Source organism: Nostoc sp. CALU 1950 (assembly GCF_051172895.1).
In the GTDB taxonomy this organism is placed as follows: Bacteria; Cyanobacteriota; Cyanobacteriia; order Cyanobacteriales; family Nostocaceae; genus Nostoc; species Nostoc edaphicum_A.
In genome coordinates this window covers 21,181-40,675 of record NZ_JBDNJQ010000067.1, presented here as the reverse complement: position 1 = coordinate 40,675, position 19,495 = coordinate 21,181, and the positions used below count along the sequence as shown (strand labels likewise).

General features: G+C 42.1%; 14 protein-coding genes and 1 pseudogene. 8 read left to right on the top strand and 7 right to left on the bottom strand.

What is annotated here, in order from left to right:
* Nucleotides 1–119: 119 nt before the first annotated feature.
* The 3 genes from ABF638_RS19095 to ABF638_RS19085 all read right to left on the bottom strand — a co-directional run bounded on the left by ABF638_RS19095 (nt 120) and on the right by ABF638_RS19085 (nt 4,123).
* On the bottom strand, nt 120–458 hold the full coding sequence (locus tag ABF638_RS19095) for a type II toxin-antitoxin system PemK/MazF family toxin (RefSeq protein ID WP_435024585.1): 339 nt from the start codon (nt 456–458) through the stop codon (nt 120–122).
* Nucleotides 445–669, bottom strand: coding sequence for a ribbon-helix-helix domain-containing protein (locus tag ABF638_RS19090; RefSeq protein WP_435024584.1), 225 nt, complete (start codon nt 667–669; stop codon nt 445–447). The genes ABF638_RS19095 and ABF638_RS19090 overlap by 14 nt, the downstream gene beginning before the upstream one ends.
* Nucleotides 670–1,027: 358 nt before the next feature.
* Nucleotides 1,028–4,123: a caspase, EACC1-associated type gene (locus ABF638_RS19085; RefSeq protein WP_435024583.1), complete on the bottom strand. Its 3,096-nt coding sequence runs from the start codon at nt 4,121–4,123 to the stop codon at nt 1,028–1,030.
* Nucleotides 4,124–4,411: 288 nt separating this feature from the next.
* On the opposite strand from ABF638_RS19085, the gene purN reads away from it, so the two are divergent.
* Nucleotides 4,412–5,074, top strand: coding sequence for a phosphoribosylglycinamide formyltransferase (purN, locus tag ABF638_RS19080; RefSeq protein WP_435024582.1), 663 nt, complete (start codon nt 4,412–4,414; stop codon nt 5,072–5,074).
* Between the two features lie 85 nt (nt 5,075–5,159).
* On the opposite strand, the gene ABF638_RS19075 is transcribed toward purN, so the two are convergent.
* The 3 genes from ABF638_RS19075 to priA form a co-directional block, all read right to left on the bottom strand.
* The gene (locus ABF638_RS19075) at nt 5,160–7,739 is read right to left on the bottom strand and encodes a GAF domain-containing protein (protein WP_435024581.1); all 2,580 of its coding nucleotides are present in this window, start codon (nt 7,737–7,739) and stop codon (nt 5,160–5,162) included.
* A 580-nt stretch (nt 7,740–8,319) separates the two neighbouring features.
* Nucleotides 8,320–8,538, bottom strand: a complete 219-nt coding sequence (locus ABF638_RS19070) for a hypothetical protein (RefSeq protein WP_435024580.1) — start codon at nt 8,536–8,538, stop codon at nt 8,320–8,322.
* Between the two features lie 205 nt (nt 8,539–8,743).
* Nucleotides 8,744–11,374 carry a primosomal protein N' gene (gene priA, locus ABF638_RS19065; RefSeq protein WP_435024579.1) on the bottom strand — a complete coding sequence of 877 codons (2,631 nt, stop codon included), beginning with the start codon at nt 11,372–11,374 and terminating at the stop codon, nt 8,744–8,746.
* Between the two features lie 999 nt (nt 11,375–12,373).
* Here priA and ABF638_RS19060 point away from each other — a divergent pair.
* The 4 genes from ABF638_RS19060 (at nt 12,374) to ABF638_RS19045 (ending at nt 16,077) form a co-directional block, all read left to right on the top strand.
* The gene (locus ABF638_RS19060; protein WP_435024578.1) at nt 12,374–13,549 is read left to right on the top strand and encodes an RpoD/SigA family RNA polymerase sigma factor; all 1,176 of its coding nucleotides are present in this window, start codon (nt 12,374–12,376) and stop codon (nt 13,547–13,549) included.
* Between the two features lie 163 nt (nt 13,550–13,712).
* Nucleotides 13,713–14,207: a GNAT family N-acetyltransferase gene (locus ABF638_RS19055; RefSeq protein WP_435024577.1), complete on the top strand. Its 495-nt coding sequence runs from the start codon at nt 13,713–13,715 to the stop codon at nt 14,205–14,207.
* A gap of 337 nt (nt 14,208–14,544) precedes the next feature.
* A complete protein-coding gene (gene petJ / locus ABF638_RS19050) occupies nt 14,545–14,880 on the top strand; it encodes a cytochrome c6 PetJ (protein WP_435024587.1) in 336 nt (111 codons plus the stop codon).
* A gap of 273 nt (nt 14,881–15,153) precedes the next feature.
* Entirely contained in the window at nt 15,154–16,077 is a 924-nt protein-coding gene (locus tag ABF638_RS19045) for a tetratricopeptide repeat protein (RefSeq protein ID WP_435024576.1), read from the top strand.
* A gap of 10 nt (nt 16,078–16,087) precedes the next feature.
* Here ABF638_RS19045 and ABF638_RS19040 read toward each other — a convergent pair.
* Nucleotides 16,088–16,306 (bottom strand): annotated as a pseudogene (locus ABF638_RS19040) (Uma2 family endonuclease); the annotation flags it as partial.
* 113 nt (nt 16,307–16,419) lie between these two features.
* On the opposite strand from ABF638_RS19040, the gene ABF638_RS19035 reads away from it, so the two are divergent.
* The 3 genes from ABF638_RS19035 to ABF638_RS19025 all read left to right on the top strand — a co-directional run bounded on the left by ABF638_RS19035 (nt 16,420) and on the right by ABF638_RS19025 (nt 19,417).
* Nucleotides 16,420–17,298 (top strand): hypothetical protein, encoded by an 879-nt coding sequence (locus ABF638_RS19035; RefSeq protein ID WP_435024575.1) that lies wholly within the window; start codon nt 16,420–16,422, stop codon nt 17,296–17,298.
* 12 nt (nt 17,299–17,310) lie between these two features.
* Nucleotides 17,311–17,868 carry a hypothetical protein gene (locus ABF638_RS19030; RefSeq protein ID WP_435024574.1) on the top strand — a complete coding sequence of 186 codons (558 nt, stop codon included), beginning with the start codon at nt 17,311–17,313 and terminating at the stop codon, nt 17,866–17,868.
* Nucleotides 17,869–18,145: 277 nt separating this feature from the next.
* Nucleotides 18,146–19,417: a glycosyltransferase family protein gene (locus ABF638_RS19025; protein ID WP_435024573.1), complete on the top strand. Its 1,272-nt coding sequence runs from the start codon at nt 18,146–18,148 to the stop codon at nt 19,415–19,417.
* The last annotated feature ends 78 nt before the right edge of the window (nt 19,418–19,495 follow it).

Sequence of the window (19,495 nt, the reverse complement as noted above, 5' to 3'; positions counted from 1 at the left end):
TTAGCGGTGGTCAGATCCCCGACTTCTTCAAGAAGTCGGGGATCTCGTAGCCCAGGAAAATTAATGCGATATACCACTAGTTAGAGTCTTTACTTAAACATCGCTATTTTTCTGCAAACTCAAACCAATCCCAAATGCAACTTTAATGCCGCATCAATTAGTACCATCATCTCTTCGTTTAAACTACCTAATACTTCACCAGTAATTCGTTGCTTAGAAATTGTTCGTACTTGCTGCGCCTGTACTTTAGAAGGCTTGGTTAGACCACTAATCTCTGAATTAAGCAGAACTTCAAAGGGATAAACACGGTTAATATTAGAAGTAAGCGGTAAAATTGTCACAGTGGTAGCAGCATTATTACTTATATCATTACTGACAATTAGTACTGGACGACGTTTACCCATTTCTAAACCCTTTACCGGACTATGATTTGCGTAATAAATATCACCACGTTTCATCTGTTAAACCATCTGCTATTGTCACATCCCAATCGTTATCAACTTCAGCAGACGCTTCTCGGTAAGCTACCTCTAATTCTCGGTTTCGCAGCAATTCTAATGCTTCTTCAATTACTTGAGAACGAGATTTACAGCCTTTATTGCGCTTGTAGTTTTCGACAAACTCCACTAAATACGGTGGCAAGGAAATAGAGAGTTTTTCTACATTCATCTTCCTACCAATTAGTAGCAAAAATAATTCCTACTAATATTCTAGCTTAATCTCGTAGATCAGCAGGTGCGATCGCAATACGGTTTGGATCAGGTTTTTTGATGACATACCTATATCTCGCAAAGACGCGATTTATCGCGTCTTAACCGAACCCTATTAGGTGCGACAGTGTTTTTGCGCTGCGGGGGGTCATAAAATTCCGATTCATACAAAAAACCCGGATTCGGATTGGCACAGTAGCCCCTAATCGTAATTTGCTTCACTCTGTTTTTTTTAAAATTAGATCGTTCCGCTCCGCTACACTCAAAAAGGGTAAATGAAAGAAGGGTAGAGGGCTAAAGAGCTAGAGTATAAAGGGCTACCGAGCACTTCTTCCAACCACGCAGACAACACGAAAACCAACATAGAGGTTGATGCCGACGCGCTCCGCCCTATAGTTGTAGTTGCGGGACGCGGAACGGCAGAAGTTAAGATAGTCGATCCAGGAACCGCCCCGCAGTACTTGAAATTGATTATCATTATTTACCCATGCACTTCCATCTCTAGGCGCTCCTTTATAGCTGTCATGCCAATTATCTTGACACCACTCCCAGACATTACCGTGCATATCGTATAATCCAAAGGCATTGGGTGGAAAACTTCCTACTTCTGTTGTTTGTTGACGATTTTTTCCTTTTGGTGCAGAAGCGTAGGTGTAATCCCCATCATAGTTAGCTAACTCAGTTGTAATCGTCTCGCCGAAGTGAAATGGTGTCGTTGTTCCTGCACGACAGGCGTATTCCCACTCTGCTTCACTAGGTAGGCGATATTTACGCCCAGTCTTTTGACTCAGCTTTTTGCAAAAGTCTATTGCATCATTCCAGGACACTTTCTCTACAGGACGTTTTGCTCCTTTGAAGTTGGACGGATTGCTACCCATTATTTGCTGGTACTGTTCCTGAGTCACTTCAAACTTGCCGATAAAAAAAGCAGGGACATTCACAGCATGCTGTGGGTCTTCACTTTTACCTCGACCATTTTCACTGGGTGGTGAACCCATCTTAAATGAACCAGCAGGAATCTCAACCATATCTAAAGTTATGCCATTGCCTAAGTCCTCCTTAAAGAACTTAGCTTGCTTGTTAGGCTCTCGTTTAATTACCTGTCCATTTTTATCTACCGTTAGCGTTTCAAACTTAATGGTTTCAAACTTAACGGGAATATATTTGGGTGATTGACGTTTAAAAATTTCACCACCTGCTACTGCTGTCACTAAACCTACGCTTCCAAAGCCAGCCCACTTCAAAAACTTTTGTCGGGTTATTCGCTCTTGAGTTGGTTGAGTGGTTCGCTCTTGAGTCGGTTGAGTCAGTTGAGTACGGCTTGGCTGCTGAATATACTGCTGTAATTTTTGTTGTTTTTCTGCTTCCTCTGGCTGCCGTTGTTTCTCTGCCTCCTGCTGCTTTAGTCGTACAGCTTCTTGTTGTTCTGTCTCTTGTTGCTGTCTAATTCTCTCTTGATGTTTCCGGTCTTCTGCTTCTGAAGATGATTGGATAATAATTGTTTCGATCGTAGATGTTTCCGCATCATTTAGTTCTAAAATTTGCTGAAAGCGCTGAAGTTCTTCACGAGTAGCATCACTAAGAGGATATTCAAACTGCATTGACTCTCTAAACACCTCTTCATACTGTTGCAGCTTTTGCCGATGTTCTTTGATCGCAGCAATAATTGGATTTTCAATTGCAGTCACATTCTCAACAGTCAGATTCAATGCTTGATGACGTTGCGTTAGTTGAGAGCGTTTGAAAGCACTGAGCGGATATTCTTGCTGAATAGCCTCTGTAAATTCCTGCTCATATTGCCACAAGTTTGCTTGATGGGTTTCAATCTGGGCATTAATCCGCTTCTCGATCGCACCCACATCCCCTTCACTCAACCCCAATGTCTGCCAGGTTTGCTGTAACTGCTTCTGCGTCACCTCGTCTGGATAATGCTGGCGCTGCGTTGCCTTCACAAATGCCTGCTCGTACTGCTGGAGTTTTTGATGATAGCTTTCAATCTGCGTTGTGATTTGCGCTTCAATTGGTGCAACATCTACATCAGTCAGTCCCAAACGCTGCTGCTGTTGGCGTAAGTTATTACGGGTTGCCTCGCTGAGAGGATATTCCTGCTGCGTGGCAGTAAAAAACAGCCGTTGGTAGTCCTGGAGTTTCTGGTGATATGCCTTTACATCAGCCGTAATCTGAGATTCTATCGTGGCAACATCTCCATTCGTAAGTTCTAATTGCTGCTGGGTTTGCCGTAAGCGATCGCGGCTTGCCGTACTCAGAGGAAACTCTTGCCGCAGTGCCGTTGTAAAGGCTTGGTGATAGATTTGCAGGTTTTGCTGATGCGTCTTAAACCGTGCAGTCACTTGTGCCTCAATCGGCATCGTGTCCTCATTCCGCAGCCCCAAAATTTGCTGGAGATTTTGCAGATCGTGGCGATCGCTATCGGTAATTCTCTCATCTCGCTCCAGTAGTTCAGTAAACACCTGCTGATACTGCTGGAGCTTTTCGCGGAACTCGTTGCGGTACGGTTCCAACACCTCATCTTCGATCGCCTTCGCCTCAGTTGTCTCCAATCCTAAGCGAGTCCTCTGATAATCTAATGTGCGACGACCAACAAGAGAAATTTCGCCACGATGAATAAATCGCGCTACCTCTTTACGGTATCGCTGTCTGGGATCACCCGGAGCTACCTTTGCCAGTCGAATTTTAAAGCCTTCTCGAATTGCATAGATTTCCGGCTTCATTGCAGGTTGAAGTTCTTGCACCTTCTGACTGGCGTATTCATGGAGTTCATCGATAGAGATAAACTCATCTTGATCGCGATCGGCTTCACCTGACTTGATACCTTCAATCAAAAAACGAGTGTAAATCGATAAATCTTGCCCCTCTTGCTCAAAGGAATATTGAGTCGAAGTAGAAGAAGTCAATACAGCTCGTCCTTCACCGCCTAACTGCTCCCGGATGTCAATCATGCCGTCATCTTTGGCGGACATCCCTTCGGCAAACGCGCCACTAAAGCAGCTATCTAGGATCACCACTTGCCGACGGGAGCGGCTTTCGCTCATGCGATCATGAATAAAATTAGCAGACACTGTTGTTGAGCGAATCAATTCGCCCTGCGGCGTCTTACTGGTGTTGCGAGTTGCCAGATACAGCCTGCCGCGATCGTCTTTGATGCCGTGTCCTGAAAAGTACAGCAACAGCAAATCATCTTTGTGCCGTCCAGAGAATAGCGTTTCGATCGCAATTTCTACAACTTGTCGCTCAGGATTTTTTAGCAGGGTAATATCTGACGTAGCAAATCCGCCCATCTCTGGATGCAGCAGTACACTATACACTGCTTCCACATCTCTAACTGCACTGGGCAAAGGGTTCAGCCCTGGTTCATACTCACTGACCCCAATCAGCAACGCTACCTTTGCCATTTAACTCACCTATGCTGCGATCAAATTCGATGCGGCTTTAATCTCTGTCTTGTTTCCTTAATACCAAGTTTTAGAATATCATCTTTATCAACCGGACTAGTAGTCTGTCAAGAACTAATTTACAGATAAATTTCCTGTAGAGACGGCGATTTATCGCGTCTCTCTAACTTCATCAAAGAATCAAATTCTACCTATTTATGTCATAAAAATCTAGGCGGCTACTGTATCATTATCCAACCACGATTTAGTATATTTTTTTGGCATCTATAATTTTCCTTCTTAGCTGTTATGACCCTCCGCCCTGATTCTACCCTTAGCTTGGTTTCTCCTAGCATTAGCGATGTTTGCCAACAAGTCGCCCCTTTAAAATTGGGAATTATGGCTTCTGGGAATGGCAGCAATTTTGATGTAGTTGCTCAAGCTATCCAAGATGGACAGCTAAATGCCCAAATTCAAGTTTTAATTTACAATAACCCCTCGGCGAAAGCAGCCGTAAGAGCAGCTAATAGAGGTGTAGAAGCTGTTTTATTAAATCACCGCAACTATGAAAGCCGAGAAGAATTTGATGATCAAATTGTGCAGACATTGCGGCGCTACGATGTGGAATGGGTGATTTTGGCTGGTTGGATGCGATTATTAACGTCAGTTTTCATGGATGCCTTTCCTGACAAAATTATTAATATCCATCCTAGTTTGTTACCTAGTTTCAAGGGAATCCATGCTGTAGAACAAGCTTTGGCATCTGGGGTAAAAATCACTGGCTGTACAGCGCATATAGCTTGTTTAGAAATGGACAGTGGCCCAATATTGATGCAAGCCGCAGTACCAGTATTGCCGGATGATACAGCAGAAACACTCCACGCCAGGATTCAAATTCAGGAACATCGGATTTTGCCGCTAGCGATCGCTCTAGCAGCTTCTTCGTCAAAAGTGACACTAAGTTTAACGTGAAAATACATAGTTTGTTATTACTTGCTCATTCGTGAGAAAAATATCCCCGACTTCGTAAAAGTCGGGGATCTGCGGCATGCAATAGCTATTCATCAGAGTTAGCTTCGGCAGCTTGATAGGCTTGTAGGAGCCTAGCATGATCGAGAGTGAATCCTACTTGCATCGCTATCTGGGCAAATAAATCAATCTCAGGCTGTTGCCAATCACGGGGTTCAGAACACTGATGTGCAATTAACAAGCCAAATAGCTGCTCATCTTTAATAATGGGTGCTACTAAATTTGCTTTGACAGCAAAGGATTCGAGTAAGTTAATGTGACAATCAAGCAAATCAGACTCATAAATGTTGTTGATTGCGACCACGCGACCAGACTGGTACTTTTCTACATAGCCTTGAGTAAAACAGGGATCGTGGATTTTAGACCGCAAAACTTTGGGATAACCTGAAACCACTGATTCGGCAATGATAATTCCGAACCAATTAGCGTAAAAACTATAAACCAGCACTCTGTCAGTACTCAGTGCTTTGCGAACCTCTTCCACAGTGGTTTTGATGATATCCTCTTCGTTAAGCGATTGGCGAATCTTGCGGATAATATCCACTAGCAACTGACTTCGCATCCTTTCGGCTTCGATTCTTTGCAGGAGTCTTGCATGATCTAGAGCAAATCCCACTTGCATGGCTATTTGGCCAAATAAATCAATCTCAGATTGTTGCCAATCACGAGGTCTGGAGCATTGATGTGCAACTAACAAGCCAAATAGCTGCTCATCTTTAAGAATGGGGGCAACTAAATTTGCTTTGACAGCAAAGGATTCGAGTAAGCTAATGTGACAATCAGCCAAACCAGCTGCATAAATGTTGTTGATTGCGAGAACTCGACCAGACTGATACTCTTCTACATAGCCTTGACCAAAACATGGGTCTTGGATTTCAGCTCGCAAAACTTTTGGGTAGGTGAGGACGACTGATTCGGCAATCACAGTTCCAGACCAATTAGCATTAAAGCTATAAACCATCACTCGGTCAGTACTCAGTACCTTACGAACCTCGTCTACGGTGATTTTGAGGACATCCTCTTCATTGAGCGATTGGCGAATGCTGCCGATAGTATCTGCCAGTAACCGACTTTGCACACCTTCAGCCTCGATTCGTTGCAACAACCTGGCGTGGTCAAGAGCAAATCCTACTTGCATTGCTATCTGGGCAAATAAATCAATCTCAGGCTGTTGCCAATCACGGGGTCTGGAGCATTGATGTGCAATTAACAAGCCAAATAGCTGTTCATCTTTGAGAATGGGGGCGACCAAATTTGCTTTGACAGCAAAGGATTCGAGCAAGCTAATATGACAATCAGCCAAACCGGACTCATAAATGTTGTTTGTGGCTACAATGCGGCCAGACTGATACTTTTCTACATAACCCTGACCAAAACATACGTCTTGGATTTCAGACCGCAAAACTTTGGGATAACCTGGAACCACTGATTCGGCAATAATAATTCCAGACAAATCAGTGTTAAGGCTATAAACCAGCACTCGATCAGTACTCAATACTTTACGAACCTCTTCCACAGTAGTTTTGAGGACATCCTCTTCGTTGAGGGATTGGCGAATGCTGCGGGTAATTTCTATGAATAACTGAGCTTTATCTGCTTTGGTATCTACCTGTTCTAGAAGCTTGGTGTAGTCAAGGGCAAATCCTACTTGCATGGCTATCTGAGCGAACAAATCAATTTCAGACTGCTGCCAAAAGCGAAGTCTAGAACACTGATGTGCAATCAATAAACCAAATAGCTGTTTGCCTTTGAGAATGGGTGCTACTAAATGAGATTTAACCGCAAATTGTTCCAGCAAGTCAATATCACTATCACTGAGATCGCCTTTATGGATGTCATCAATAGCATGGATGCTACCACTCTGGTATTTTCCTATATACCCTGCCTCTAACCCAGGATCTGAGACTGTAACCCCTAATATTTTCGGTAAACCAGGTGCTACTGATTCGCTGATAAAGGTTCCATTAAAGTTGGAGTTGAAGCAAAAGATGGTTACGCGATCAATGCTTAAAGCTCTGCGAATTTCTTCTGAGGTAGTTTTGAGAACATCTTCTTCATTAAATGATTCTCGAATCCAGCGGGTAATTTTTATCAATAGCTGGGAGTAATCAGCTTCGGCTTCTTTCTCTTGTACCAAAACCGAAAGCAGGTCTGTGAATAAGGTGATGTTTCTCTCTAACATCACTAATTCATCTTGGCTAGCGATGAAAACTTCAGTAAACTCACTATTTGGACGTAGCTTTGTTTTGATGGTATTAGAAATTGCAGCTGCCTTGCTGACTCGACTCATAACTCGATTCGTCACCAAAACAGCGATCGCACCTGCCAAAATTGCTGTTACTCCCGTACCAGTTAACAGGAGTGATAATTGTCTCTGTAGAGCAAGTTTTGTTTCTGTTGAACTTTTGACACTCTCTTGTTTTATTTCGGGAATTTGTTTGGTAATTAAATTAATGCCGTAGTAAGTAGCTGTTCCAATTGCAACCACAGGAAGGACACTGATGCTTAGTGCCCAAACAATCGCTTTAGTCTTTAAACTCCACTTTTGTTGCCACAGTCTTTGTTTACGATTTCGTCTTGCTTGGTTTTGAGAAAAAGACTGACTCATAAATGAAACCTGGGTTGCTGCAATTGAAAATCAGGTAAATAACCTCACCAACAAATTCTACACAAAACTTATTCAATAAAGACTGGCTTTCAAGAGTATTTTAAAGCACTAACTTTTTACTTTGTGCCCAATAAGGCTTTTTTCTCTTTGACCTCAAAAAATCAGGTCTGATTAATGGGCTTGGTAACAATCAAATTGCGATCGCTTTGTTATGGTGTCTTATTCTCTCATCAGGTGTTACGGTTTTTTGGCAAGACAGTCAAACAATTTTTCTTTTTTAACAACAGTTCTACAGATTTCTCGTAACTAGCTTCTCCTCTAAGAACATAGAGAGAAGCAACGCAAAAACATACTTTTAATTTTTAATACCACAAAAGCTTACTTTTTTATTCCCTCGTGAGGAAGAGATTAGGTGTTATATATTCATTGACTAAAATCCAAAATTGAATGATTCCTGGATTCTGCTGTAAGTGCAAGACGCGATGAATCGCGTCTCTACAAATGGTCGTCGCATTCTGTTATCAAATTGTTATGCGATTAATGGATAATTGAATTTCTCCTTAATCTACATAATGTTCAGCTATTCTGGTTGATTAGGACGATTTTCGTGATGAGAGGCTCCGCGATCGCCAGGAGGATGAGGTGGAACGCCTAGTGCATCGATTAATTTTTGTTCAGTGACACCAAGTTTTGCGGCTGCGGCTGCAAAATCAGGTTTGGGTGGGCGTTGATTGCGATCGCCTGGATTTGGACTAAGCCTAGCCCGTGAAATTGCCCGCGCAGATGGTGGCGATCTCACCCTTGATTTAAAACCTTCTGGTCAAACGGCGTTCACTCTCACCTTACCGATGTAGTTACACCCGGATTTCTCACCGATGCTCAAAGCCTGTGCTTGTGCTCTTGAGCAGGGGAGCAGAGGAGAGTTATTGTACAAGTTCTTTCCCCTCTGCCCCTCTGCTCCTCTGCCCCTCTGCCCCTTCTCTCAAGCTTGTGAGAAATGCGGGTTACATAATATTAATCGGGTCTACATCAATAGTTAAACTCACAGACGAAGGACAAAGCGATCGCACTTCTTCCCAATCTGGCAACTTTGGTAAGGCATCGGGGTCAAATTTAATCAATATTTGCCAACGATAACGATTAGCTACCCGTAAAATACTCGCTGGTGCTGGGCCTAATATCTCGAATTCTTCTTCTGTACTCAAGGCTGTGGCAATAATTTGCGCTGTATTTTGCACTTGAATCGGGTCGAGACTACTTAAGCGCAACAAAATTAACCGCCCATAAGGCGGATAATTGAGTGCTTGGCGTTGTTCTAATTCAGCTTCAGAGAAAGATTGATAATCGTGCGATCGCACTGCTGCAATTACCTGATGTTCTGTAGTATAAGTCTGCACAATTACTCTACCCGGATCTTCGCCTCTACCAGCACGTCCAGCGACTTGAGTCAAGGTTTGAAATGCTCGTTCACTGGCGCGATAATCTGATAAATTTAGCAATCCATCGGCGGCGACAACGCCCACAAGTGTCACCTGTGGTAAATCCAAACCTTTGGTAAGCATTTGCGTACCGACTAATAAATCCGCTTCGCCGTTGGCAAACTTGGTGAGTAGAGTCCGGTGTGAGCCTTTGTTGCGGGTGGTATCGCTATCAAAACGAATCAAGCGCAACTCTGGGAACTGTCGCGCTAGTTCCTGGGTGACTCGTTGAGTACCGCTACCGAAAAATTTCAGGTAAGGGGAACTACAATCAGGGCAAAATTTAGGATGCGATCGCGCATAGTTACAGTAATGACACCGCAATAATTCCGGCGCTTTTTCTTCGGTGTGGTGATACGCCAGCGACACATCACAGTGCGGACATTCCAAAACATATCCACAACTGCGGCAAGAGACAAAAGTACTGTGTCCCCGGCGATGAATAAATAAAATTCCCTGTTGTTTTTTTTCTTGCAACTCTTGCAAAGCTGCTTGCAGCGATCTACTAAATATAGAACGATTTCCCTGCTGCAATTCTTGCCGCATATCAACTATTTCCACCGGCGGTAAAGGGCGGGAGTTGATGCGCTCAGGCAAACTTAAGTAGTGAGTGCTGAATGAGTGCTGAGTGCTGAGTGCTGAGTGCTGAGTGAGGAGTGAGGAGTTAGGAGTTATGAATTCTCCTCCTGCCTCCCCTGCCTCCCCTGCCTCCCCTGCCTCCCCTGCCCCCCCACTCTCCTGCCTCCTCACGCTTACCCAACTTTCCAACGAAGGCGTTGCGGAACCCAACACTAGGGGGCAATTTTCTAATTCGGCTCGCCATTGGGCGACGGTGCGGGCGTGGTAGGTGGGTATGGGGGAGTCTTGTTTAAAGCTGCTGTCGTGTTCTTCATCTAAAATAATTAAACCCAAGTTGGGCAAAGGGGCAAAAACGGCGCTACGAGTACCAATCACAACTTGGGGTTCTCCAGCGAGCATAAGCCGCCAAGTGTCGTAACGTTCACCGTCTGAGAGGGCGCTGTGATAGACGCTGACTTTATTTCCGAAACGAGCGCGAAAACGATCGGTTAGCTGGGGTGTAAGTCCAATTTCTGGGACTAAAACCAGGGCAGATTTGCCTTGGTTGAGGAGAGGTGCGATCGCTTGCAAATATACTTCGGTTTTTCCTGAACCTGTCACCCCATGCAATAAAACTTGAGCAAATCCATTTAATGTCTGAATTGTTTCTAAGGCGCTAGCTTGGGCAGTAGTTAAGGATTTAGCACTATCGCCTACTAAATCTGGCCCCTGTTCTGTTCGCAATACTTCCCGTTCTTCGATGACGATGTAGCCTTTTTCCTCCAGCCCTTTCAGGGTAGGAGTAGTTGTTTTACAAATCTGTAAGAATTCATTTAGCCACAACTCGCCACCACGCCGCCGCAGCACTTCCAAAATTTCTCGTTGGCGAGTGGTTAAATCTCGATCAATTGTACCTGTGAGCGTAACTGCTTTTTGCAACTTTGGTCGAGTCAGTCGTGGCGGTTCTAAGTAGCTTTCCACTAAACCAAATCGCAATAACTCCCGAATTCCCCGATAAGCAGATTTGACTTTTTGTTGGAGATAGACAAAACTATAGTCCCCCGCCGCCTGCCCTTGCAAAAGTTCCCAAACTTGCCGCGCAGTTGGAGTCAGAAAAGCCAAAGGATTAGGAGATGCCAGTAAATAACGACTTCCCCCTGCCCCCTCGCCTCTCACAAGGCGAATACGCCGCTGCGATCGCCCCAGCAACCCTGGCGGTAGGGCAACCCGGATTACTTGAATCAACGGCGTATAGTAATATGCAGCTACTCGATTGAGTAATTCCCAATAAGCACTTGGGAAAAACCCAACGCTAACTATATCTTCTACTTCCCGGATTTTTTCTGGTGGTAAATCGACATTTGGTTGTGTCAGTAACCGAATCGCGATCGCTCCTAATTGTTGTGCCCCAAACGGCACGCTTAAAATATCCCCTGGTTTGATTTCTAACTGGGCTGGCAATCGATAAGTAAATAGTCCTGTACTTCCTGGACAGTCTACCAGTACTTCAACCCACCGATTAAGAGTTGCACCTGACTGGTATGATTCTCTAGGTTCAGACACCACTAAAGGAGATAAATTTACGTCATTAATATACATAGTTTCTGACTTTATAGTTAGATATTTTCCTCACATCCCTGGTCTAAATTAACCTAGCTAAGTCAACTCTAATTTTTTGCTTTCTTAAATTTAAATGGTATTTTTCAATACTGTTATCCTTCATAATACTTGATAAGTTTCCTCTTATGTAATCTACTAGACAAATTCGTATCAACTAGACGTGCAATAAATATTTGGTACCCACTATACAAATAAAAACATGTCGGCTCTTGCTGCAACAGTTACTCATCTACTAAATAGGGAGTAGCCTTTTTCCGCCTATCGATAGATATTCAACCCTTTCTGCTTATGAGATGCTTTTATACAAATAAGAACATCCCGAAATTAAGCTGCCATTATTGTAATTTGTATTATCTGGGTAACTTGAAATCGGGAATGCATAACACTAATACCAAGTTTTTGTTTTATCCAGTGACTTCCAACGCCTAAGACATTAAAAATATTTAGAAAAATATATGAAAGTTTAAGAAAATTGGATGGTTAACTGAGATTTTTATGTTTGTTAAGGTTGAGAAAGTTTGAGGGGGTTTGACATATTTGATAATTCGGAAAAAAATGAAGAATATATCTGTTGGGAGCCTAAGAACAAAGTTTTGTTGGGTGCTAAGACCAGTCTCGTTATAGGTTGTATAGAACCGTAACCATAGATGCTAGGTAGATGCCAATTTTATCAGAGAAGGCAGGAGGGATAGAGAATAAGGCAGGAGGAAAGAATTATGAATGAAAGCTTTAGCTCTGGGTATAAAACCCAGTTTAAAAAGAACAATTGTATCGAGTGGAAAGTGCTGCGAGATACAAAGCGTTCACAGCTTAAGTCCCGGACTTTTAAAGGTTGGTTATTCCTGCCTCCTGCCTCCTGCTTCTTGTCTCCTAATCTCTGTAGATAAATTAGCATCAGCCTGTATTTCACTATATAAACGGGTGCATTGTCCATTAGGGAAAACTACCAAGCCTCAAACGAGTAGCTGTAACTAAATTATGTACCAAACAAAGCAACAATCCCTAAAGGAAACTATGAATATTGTTGAATTGGGAAAAATGGAAATATTGGAGAATGCTGCTGATATCGAAGAACCGTCACTTGATAGTTTAAATGCAGTAGCAGAAGAAGAATCTCCGATTGTAGTAGAAAATCTGGAATCAGAGGAGCGCGACGGGGGGGATGAGATGGCGGCAGCTCGTCCTTCGGGATACAATAAAACCGAACATGATGATGCTGTCGGCGCGTTTTTTAAGGAAATGGCGCGTTATCCGCTCCTAAAACCTGATGAAGAAGTAGAGTTAGCACGACGAGTCAGATTTCTAGAAGAATTCAGAGAAATACAAGCGGCTTTACAGTTAAAACTGGAACATGAACCCAGCAAATTAGAAGTAGCTTCCGAGCTAGAAATGACGGAAAAGCAATTAGAAAGTCGCTTGTATCAAGGTAGAGTAGCGAAACGCAAAATGATTCGCTCAAACCTGAGATTAGTAGTATCTATTGCCAAGCGATATCTAAATCGGGGAGTGCCTTTTCTGGATTTAATTCAGGAAGGAGCAATGGGTTTAAATCGCGCTACAGAAAAGTTTGATCCCGATAAAGGATATAAGTTCTCTACTTACGCCTATTGGTGGATTAGACAAGCGATTACTAGGGCTATAGCTAACGATGCGCGGACAATTCGGCTACCTATTCATATTGTTGAAAAGCTTAACAAGCTAAAAAAAGCACAACGAGAACTCAAACAAAAACTCTGTCGTAATCCTACCGAAGGTGAAATGGCAGAAGCTTTGGAAATTAGTGTGCAGCAACTACGCCAACTACAACAACTACGGCGTCAAGCACTTTCTCTCAACCACCGCGTCGGAAAGGAAGAAGACACGGAATTGATGGATTTGCTAGAAGATGAAGACAACCTGTCTCCAGAAGCAAAAATGAATGAAAACATGATGCGTCAGGAGATTTGGGAAGTCTTGGGTGACGTGTTAACTCCACGGGAGAAAGATGTGATTTCTCTACGCTATGGTTTGACAACCAGCGAACCCTGTACCTTAGAAGAAGTTGGCAATATGTTCAATCTTTCTCGTGAGCGGGTGCGCCAAATTCAAAGCAAAGCCATGCGGAAATTGCGGCGTCCTCACATAGCCAAACGCTTAAAAGGTTGGTTGATTTAATTACATTGATGAAGATAGAGATACAATACCTGACTTAATTAGCTTCGCAATTCGCAAAAACTGGGCGTTTTGTACCTTTTTTCGGCTTTCGTTTAGTCATTACTCAAAAAAAATTGCACAGTTACCTATAGACTATGGACTATGAACTATGGACTATAGACTAATGACTTCGTGTAGCAATTTGATTGTGCGTTGTGCTGAACCAGCTGATTGCAGCGTACTGTTTAAATTAATTGAAGGGCTTGCTGAGTATGAAAAATTATCTCACGCTATCACTGGCAATGCTCTGGCACTTAAGGAGCATTTATTTGGTTCACGGAGGTATGTAGAGGCAATATTAGCAGAATCTGCGGATCAAGCTATTGGTTTTGCCCTATTTTTTCATAATTATTCAACATTTTTGACTAAGCCAGGAATTTATCTGGAAGATTTATTTGTTTTACCAGAATATCGTAGGCAAGGTATTGGTAAGGCTCTCTTGACTAAAGTAGCCCAGATAGCTGTAGAACGTGATTGTGGGCGGTTAGAGTGGAGTGTCTTGGATTGGAACGAATCAGCCCAAGCATTTTACCGTAGTATGGGAGCATCTATATTAGATGATTGGAGAATTTGTCGCGTCACAGAAGATGCGCTTACTCAGTTGGGATCTGTAAAATAAAAAACAAAGGATGAAGTATAAAGGATAAATCGGGACAATTTTTATCTTTAATATTTCATCCTTAAATTTTTGTTATTTATTGTTTATAAAGTATTCAAACTTACATAAGTTTGTATTTTAATTATCAGCATCAATTCATACTTCTGCAAATAAAGAAGCACCTTATCGTTAGATATCGCTCCGTGCTAATAACCCTAAATCTAAAACCTCGAAGATTAAAAATCCAAAAACTTTCAAGCGAAGTTTGACAGCTTGTCGTTTGACTATAGCAGCGGCTCAACTGACAATTATGGAGGATATTGCACCGAATAAGCCGTTATTGCAGAGAGAACACGAAATGAAAAAAATGATTACAGTGATGCTGTTAGGCATAGCAATCTTCACCTTTGCCTTCAGTAGTCCAGCTTTGGCAGGAGATGCTGTTAGTGGAGCTAAAGTATTTAGTGCCAATTGTGCCTCTTGTCACGCAGGAGGTAAAAATCTGGTTCAAGCTCCGAAGAACCTGAAGAAGGACGCTTTAGAAAAGTATGGTATGTACTCAGCAGAGGCGATTATCGCCCAAGTTACAAAAGGTAAAAATGCCATGCCTGCTTTCGGCAGTCGTTTGAAAGCTAACCAGATTGAAGATGTAACTGCTTATGTGCTTTCACAAGCAGATAGTGGCTGGAAGTAGACTAAAATCTAATACCAATTAAATTAATGATTGCAACACATCCTTGGGTAAAGACGCGATGAATCGCGTCTCTACAAATGGTCTATTTGTCGCATTCTTTTTTCAAATTGGTATAACTTCAAGAATTAATAATTAGCGGGGCTTTTTGTCCCGCTAATTTTGCTACTGCCGGAATTATCAAATGGGATGCTTATACCAATTTTGGATTACGAGTCTTTGCAAAAAGATTGTTCCCAAAATATCAAGTAATATTACTTATCCTAATTTGGTATTATGAGTAATTTTTGGCGACTATTGATTAGTGTAATTGTTGCTTTCCCTCTCGCTTTTTTAACTTTACCTGCACATTCTTCACCCATTTTAATTACCCAAATTACAGCGGGTGATTTCTTGGAGTTGGGTGTAGATAAGATGCGGCGTGGTGATTATCAGGAAGCAATAAAGAATTTCAACCAGGCGATTGAACTTGAGAAAGATTTTGCTGTGGCTTATAGCGATCGCTGTCTTGCTTATCTCCAGCTACAAGATTACCATCAAGCGATCGCAGATTGTACTCAAGCCATAAATTTTGCACCAGATAACTCTGAGGCTTATCTGAACCGGGGTTTGGCACTCTACAGACAAGGGGATTATCCCGGTGCCATCGTTGATTATAATCGAGCCGTTGCACTTAAACCCTACGATTTTCGAGCTTACTACAACCGAGGGCTAGCCCGTGCTGGTGATGGGAAAGACTCGGAGGCAATTCTTGACTTTAATTTAGCTTTAACTCAAATTCCCCGAATTACTACCTTACTGCTTGCAGATATCTATAATGACCGAGGTTTAGCGCATTTTGTCTTGCAAGATACCCAAGCTGCGATGCTCGACTTTAATCTAGCAATTCGTCTCAATGCTAACGATTATAGAGCGTACTTTAACCGGGCTTGTGCTTGCGGACGAAACGGAGATGACTTTGGTGCAGTGCGTGATTTTTCCCAAGTTATCAGACTGAACCCCAGTAATGCCCAGGCTTACGTTAATCGGGGAGTAGCTCATTATCGCTTAGGATATCATTTAGCTGCGATCGCTGATCTGCAAAAAGCATCTGAGTACTACGAACATCAAGGAAAGAAAGTTGCCTACGAAAAGACTCTAGATTTGCTGAAGAATCTGCGACAACAAATTTCGTCTGTAACGGAAATCGCTCTTTTCTAGCACTGCAAGGCTATACAGGGTATCCACCAGCTTGAAAAATCTGTTCGGCGGTTAAGTTTAATTCGGGGAAAAGAGGTGAGATAATGCGTTGTTTACCGCCGCAGGCATCGTTATCTTGAAACTGGCTGACTTGATATTCTCCCTCAATCAAGGTGTAAAGCGAGACAGTTGGTTGTTTAGGGTTGCCAATAAATCGCCTACCGCCTAAAGCAGTATAATCTACAATCCAATCCAGATTGAGATCATATTACCAGTAGAACCAAGATCACACTTCAATAAGTTCATCTCGGCTAAACTGAATACTTATATTTAAATATTTATACTTACATAGGAACTTAAATTATGGCAATGAGGAGAGGCGATCGCAGAGATTCTAATTATGATAACGCTGTTAATAATCCTCGCTCAAAGCAGAAAGAACCAACTCCTTATCATGAGCTTAAACTTTCATTAATGACTGTTCGCCTCAACCTTGAGGAAGCTGCATCTGAACGCGATAAATGGCAACAACGTGCGAAAGAAAATGAGGAAGCTGCATCCCAACTGGTTCATGTTCAGCAAGAAATTCAAACTTACCAAATCGAAACGAATGAGCTAAAAGAGCAAGTCACTCAAAATTATCGCTTTTATATTGATGAACAAGAAAATTATCAAAAGACGCTCTGCCTTTATAAAGAAGAAAAAGCGAAAATATCGCAGCTAGTTCATGTTCACCAACGAGAGATCCAAACTTGCCAACTCGAAGCTAATGAGCTAAAAGAGCGAGTAACTCAAAATTATAACTTTTATATTGATGAGCAAAAAAGTCATCAACAAACGCTCTGCCTCTACAATGAAGAAAAAGCGAGAGCGACTGAATTTATTACTAAATATGAAGCAGTAAACTCTGAACGAGAAATGTATTTGAGTTTATACAATGAGACTAAAGCAGAACTCAAATATGAGCGTCGTTCCAAAGCTAGTATTAAGGGATGGGAAACTCGCCGCAAAGCCGAGAATGAACGATTAAAACGGGAAATTTCCCAGATGGTTGTGCTATTGCGTGAATCTTTAGAAAGTAAGGATGAAGCAGTAAACAGTCTTTACGTTGTAGCAGAGCGTATGGATCGGATTCAATCTCTAGTTGATTCGGTAGAAGAAGAAACAACTAACAATCCTATAGGTTTAGTACAAAAATTTAAACGCATCTGGTTGGCAATTAAAGACATACTTTCTGAATAAACAAGTATACTCATGAACAAAAAATCACTTCCAGCTACACAAAAACAAGGTAAAGTCGGGCTGGGAGATCAAATTCGCAGTATTGCCGATCGCCTTAAACAAGAGACTGATGTACAGATAAAAGCAACTTCTCGGATTTTAGGGGCTGCTGCTCAAATTGCCGAAAATCATGACCGACTTATTAATGAAGTAGTTGATATGGTTGAGTCAGACCTGAATGCAGAGAAAGAGGTATCTCAGAAGCATACTTATACTGTTGATATTCTGAAGCAACAGTTTAAAACATTACGAAATGCAAAAGCTCATTTTAACTTGAAAGTTAGTAGTTGGGAATCACTAGTTAATAAATTAAATGCTGTATCTTCCCAAACAAGCATAATACAGAATAAAACTCAATCAAATCATGGCTTGACGAACAATAGTGTGATAGTTTGTGAAGACAATTTTAATAATATTGAAAAATTGACAGTTTTTTTAGAACCTGATGTTGCAAAAATGTTTCCCAATTCGGAAGCAGTCAATGAAGGTCTGCGTTTTTTAATTAGAGTTACGAGTAAAAATAGTTTTTGAAAGCGAATAGGCAATATTTGATATCTGATGAAGGTTACATGAGAAAGTTCTCATGTAACCTTCATTGTCTTCTCATAAAACCCTGGTTAAACTTACGTTAAGTTCAAGTTAAGCGACACACAAAATTTTTAACAAAGAAAGGTAGAGGGTGGAAGAAAATCAGTATCAATGAAAACTTTAGCTCTGGGTATAGAACTATGTGTTCTCAATGAATTATTTCAGATTGCTAGATAAAAAGGGGATTAGATACTGTGGGAAAAATTAGTCAGGAGTGCAAATGAACAACTTGTTACCCCACTCTGGAGAAATTATAAGAACATCGGGTAGTATCGGGTCTTCAGAGGATAGTAGTTTATCTAGCAATACTCGGAAGTGGCGTATTGCTTTATATTCCCACGACACAATGGGGCTAGGACATAAACGCCGTAATTTGTTGATTGCTCAAACTTTAGGATGTTCACCCCTAAAAACTGATGTTTTAATGATTAGTGGCATTCAAGATGCCAGCAATGTACCAACACCTCCAGGGGTAGACTGTTTGACGCTCCCGGCTTTGCATAAAAGCATTGATGGGCAATATCACGCCAGAAGATTGGATCTATCATTGCAGGAAATTATTACACTGCGATCGCAAGTTATTCTTACCACCATCAAAACATTTAAACCTGATATTTTCATTGTGGATAATGTACCGCGAGGAGCGGTCAGAGAGCTAGATCCAACCCTAAATTACTTGCGTACTCAAGGAAAAACACACTGCATTTTAGGTTTACGAGATATCTTAGATGAACCCGCTTCTGTGCGTCGAGATTGGAAGCGAGCAGCTAATGAAGAGGCGATTCAAACTTACTACGATCAGGTTTGGGTGTATGGCGATCGCAACATCTATGACCTAGCAAAAGAGTATCACTTCCAGCCAAAAACTGTTGCCAAATTCCGCTACACGGGCTATCTTGACCAACGCAGCCGCCTGAAATATCTGGATTTAGACAGCGTTCAAGCATTTAAATCGCTCAATTTGCCATCTGAACGATTGGTATTGTGCTTAGTGGGAGGCGGACAAGACGGAGCGCAGTTAGCAGAGACATTTGCTCACGCTGAACTACCACCAGAGATGAACGGTATCATCTTGACAGGCCCGTTTATGCCGCGAGAAGTCCGGCAAAAACTCCAGAACTATGCAGCGCAACGTGACAATCTGCGTGTGTTGGAATATTTAGCCGAGCCGACGCTGTTACTAAATCAAGCCGAACGTGTGATTGCAATGGGTGGTTACAACACAACTTGTGAATTGTTGTCATTTGCAAAGCGATCGCTAATTTTACCCCGCATCAAACCCCGACAAGAACAATCAATCCGTGCTAAACGATTACAAGCACTTGGCTTAATCGATGTACTGCACCCACATCAACTGACACCTGCTGCATTAACGAACTGGCTAACGCTTGAGGTAGAGCCATCACAAGTCCGTAATTTCGTCGATCTCAAAGGACTTACCCGCATTCCCCAATTCGTTAATGAATATTTGTCATTAGTCATTGGTCATTAGTCATTAGTCATTGGTCATTTGTCAAAGGCAAAAATCTCACCTCATTAATTACGAATTACTAACTACGAACTACGAATT

Coding starts and splice junctions, on each gene's coding strand:
- ABF638_RS19095 (WP_435024585.1), bottom strand. CDS start 458: ATGAAACGTGGTGATATTTATTACGCAAATCATAGTCCGGTAAAGGGT.
- ABF638_RS19090 (WP_435024584.1), bottom strand. CDS start 669: ATGAATGTAGAAAAACTCTCTATTTCCTTGCCACCGTATTTAGTGGAG.
- ABF638_RS19085 (WP_435024583.1), bottom strand. CDS start 4,123: ATGGCAAAGGTAGCGTTGCTGATTGGGGTCAGTGAGTATGAACCAGGG.
- purN (WP_435024582.1), top strand. CDS start 4,412: ATGACCCTCCGCCCTGATTCTACCCTTAGCTTGGTTTCTCCTAGCATT.
- ABF638_RS19075 (WP_435024581.1), bottom strand. CDS start 7,739: ATGAGTCAGTCTTTTTCTCAAAACCAAGCAAGACGAAATCGTAAACAA.
- priA (WP_435024579.1), bottom strand. CDS start 11,374: ATGTATATTAATGACGTAAATTTATCTCCTTTAGTGGTGTCTGAACCT.
- ABF638_RS19060 (WP_435024578.1), top strand. CDS start 12,374: ATGTACCAAACAAAGCAACAATCCCTAAAGGAAACTATGAATATTGTT.
- ABF638_RS19055 (WP_435024577.1), top strand. CDS start 13,713: ATGACTTCGTGTAGCAATTTGATTGTGCGTTGTGCTGAACCAGCTGAT.
- petJ (WP_435024587.1), top strand. CDS start 14,545: ATGAAAAAAATGATTACAGTGATGCTGTTAGGCATAGCAATCTTCACC.
- ABF638_RS19045 (WP_435024576.1), top strand. CDS start 15,154: ATGAGTAATTTTTGGCGACTATTGATTAGTGTAATTGTTGCTTTCCCT.
- ABF638_RS19035 (WP_435024575.1), top strand. CDS start 16,420: ATGGCAATGAGGAGAGGCGATCGCAGAGATTCTAATTATGATAACGCT.
- ABF638_RS19030 (WP_435024574.1), top strand. CDS start 17,311: ATGAACAAAAAATCACTTCCAGCTACACAAAAACAAGGTAAAGTCGGG.
- ABF638_RS19025 (WP_435024573.1), top strand. CDS start 18,146: ATGAACAACTTGTTACCCCACTCTGGAGAAATTATAAGAACATCGGGT.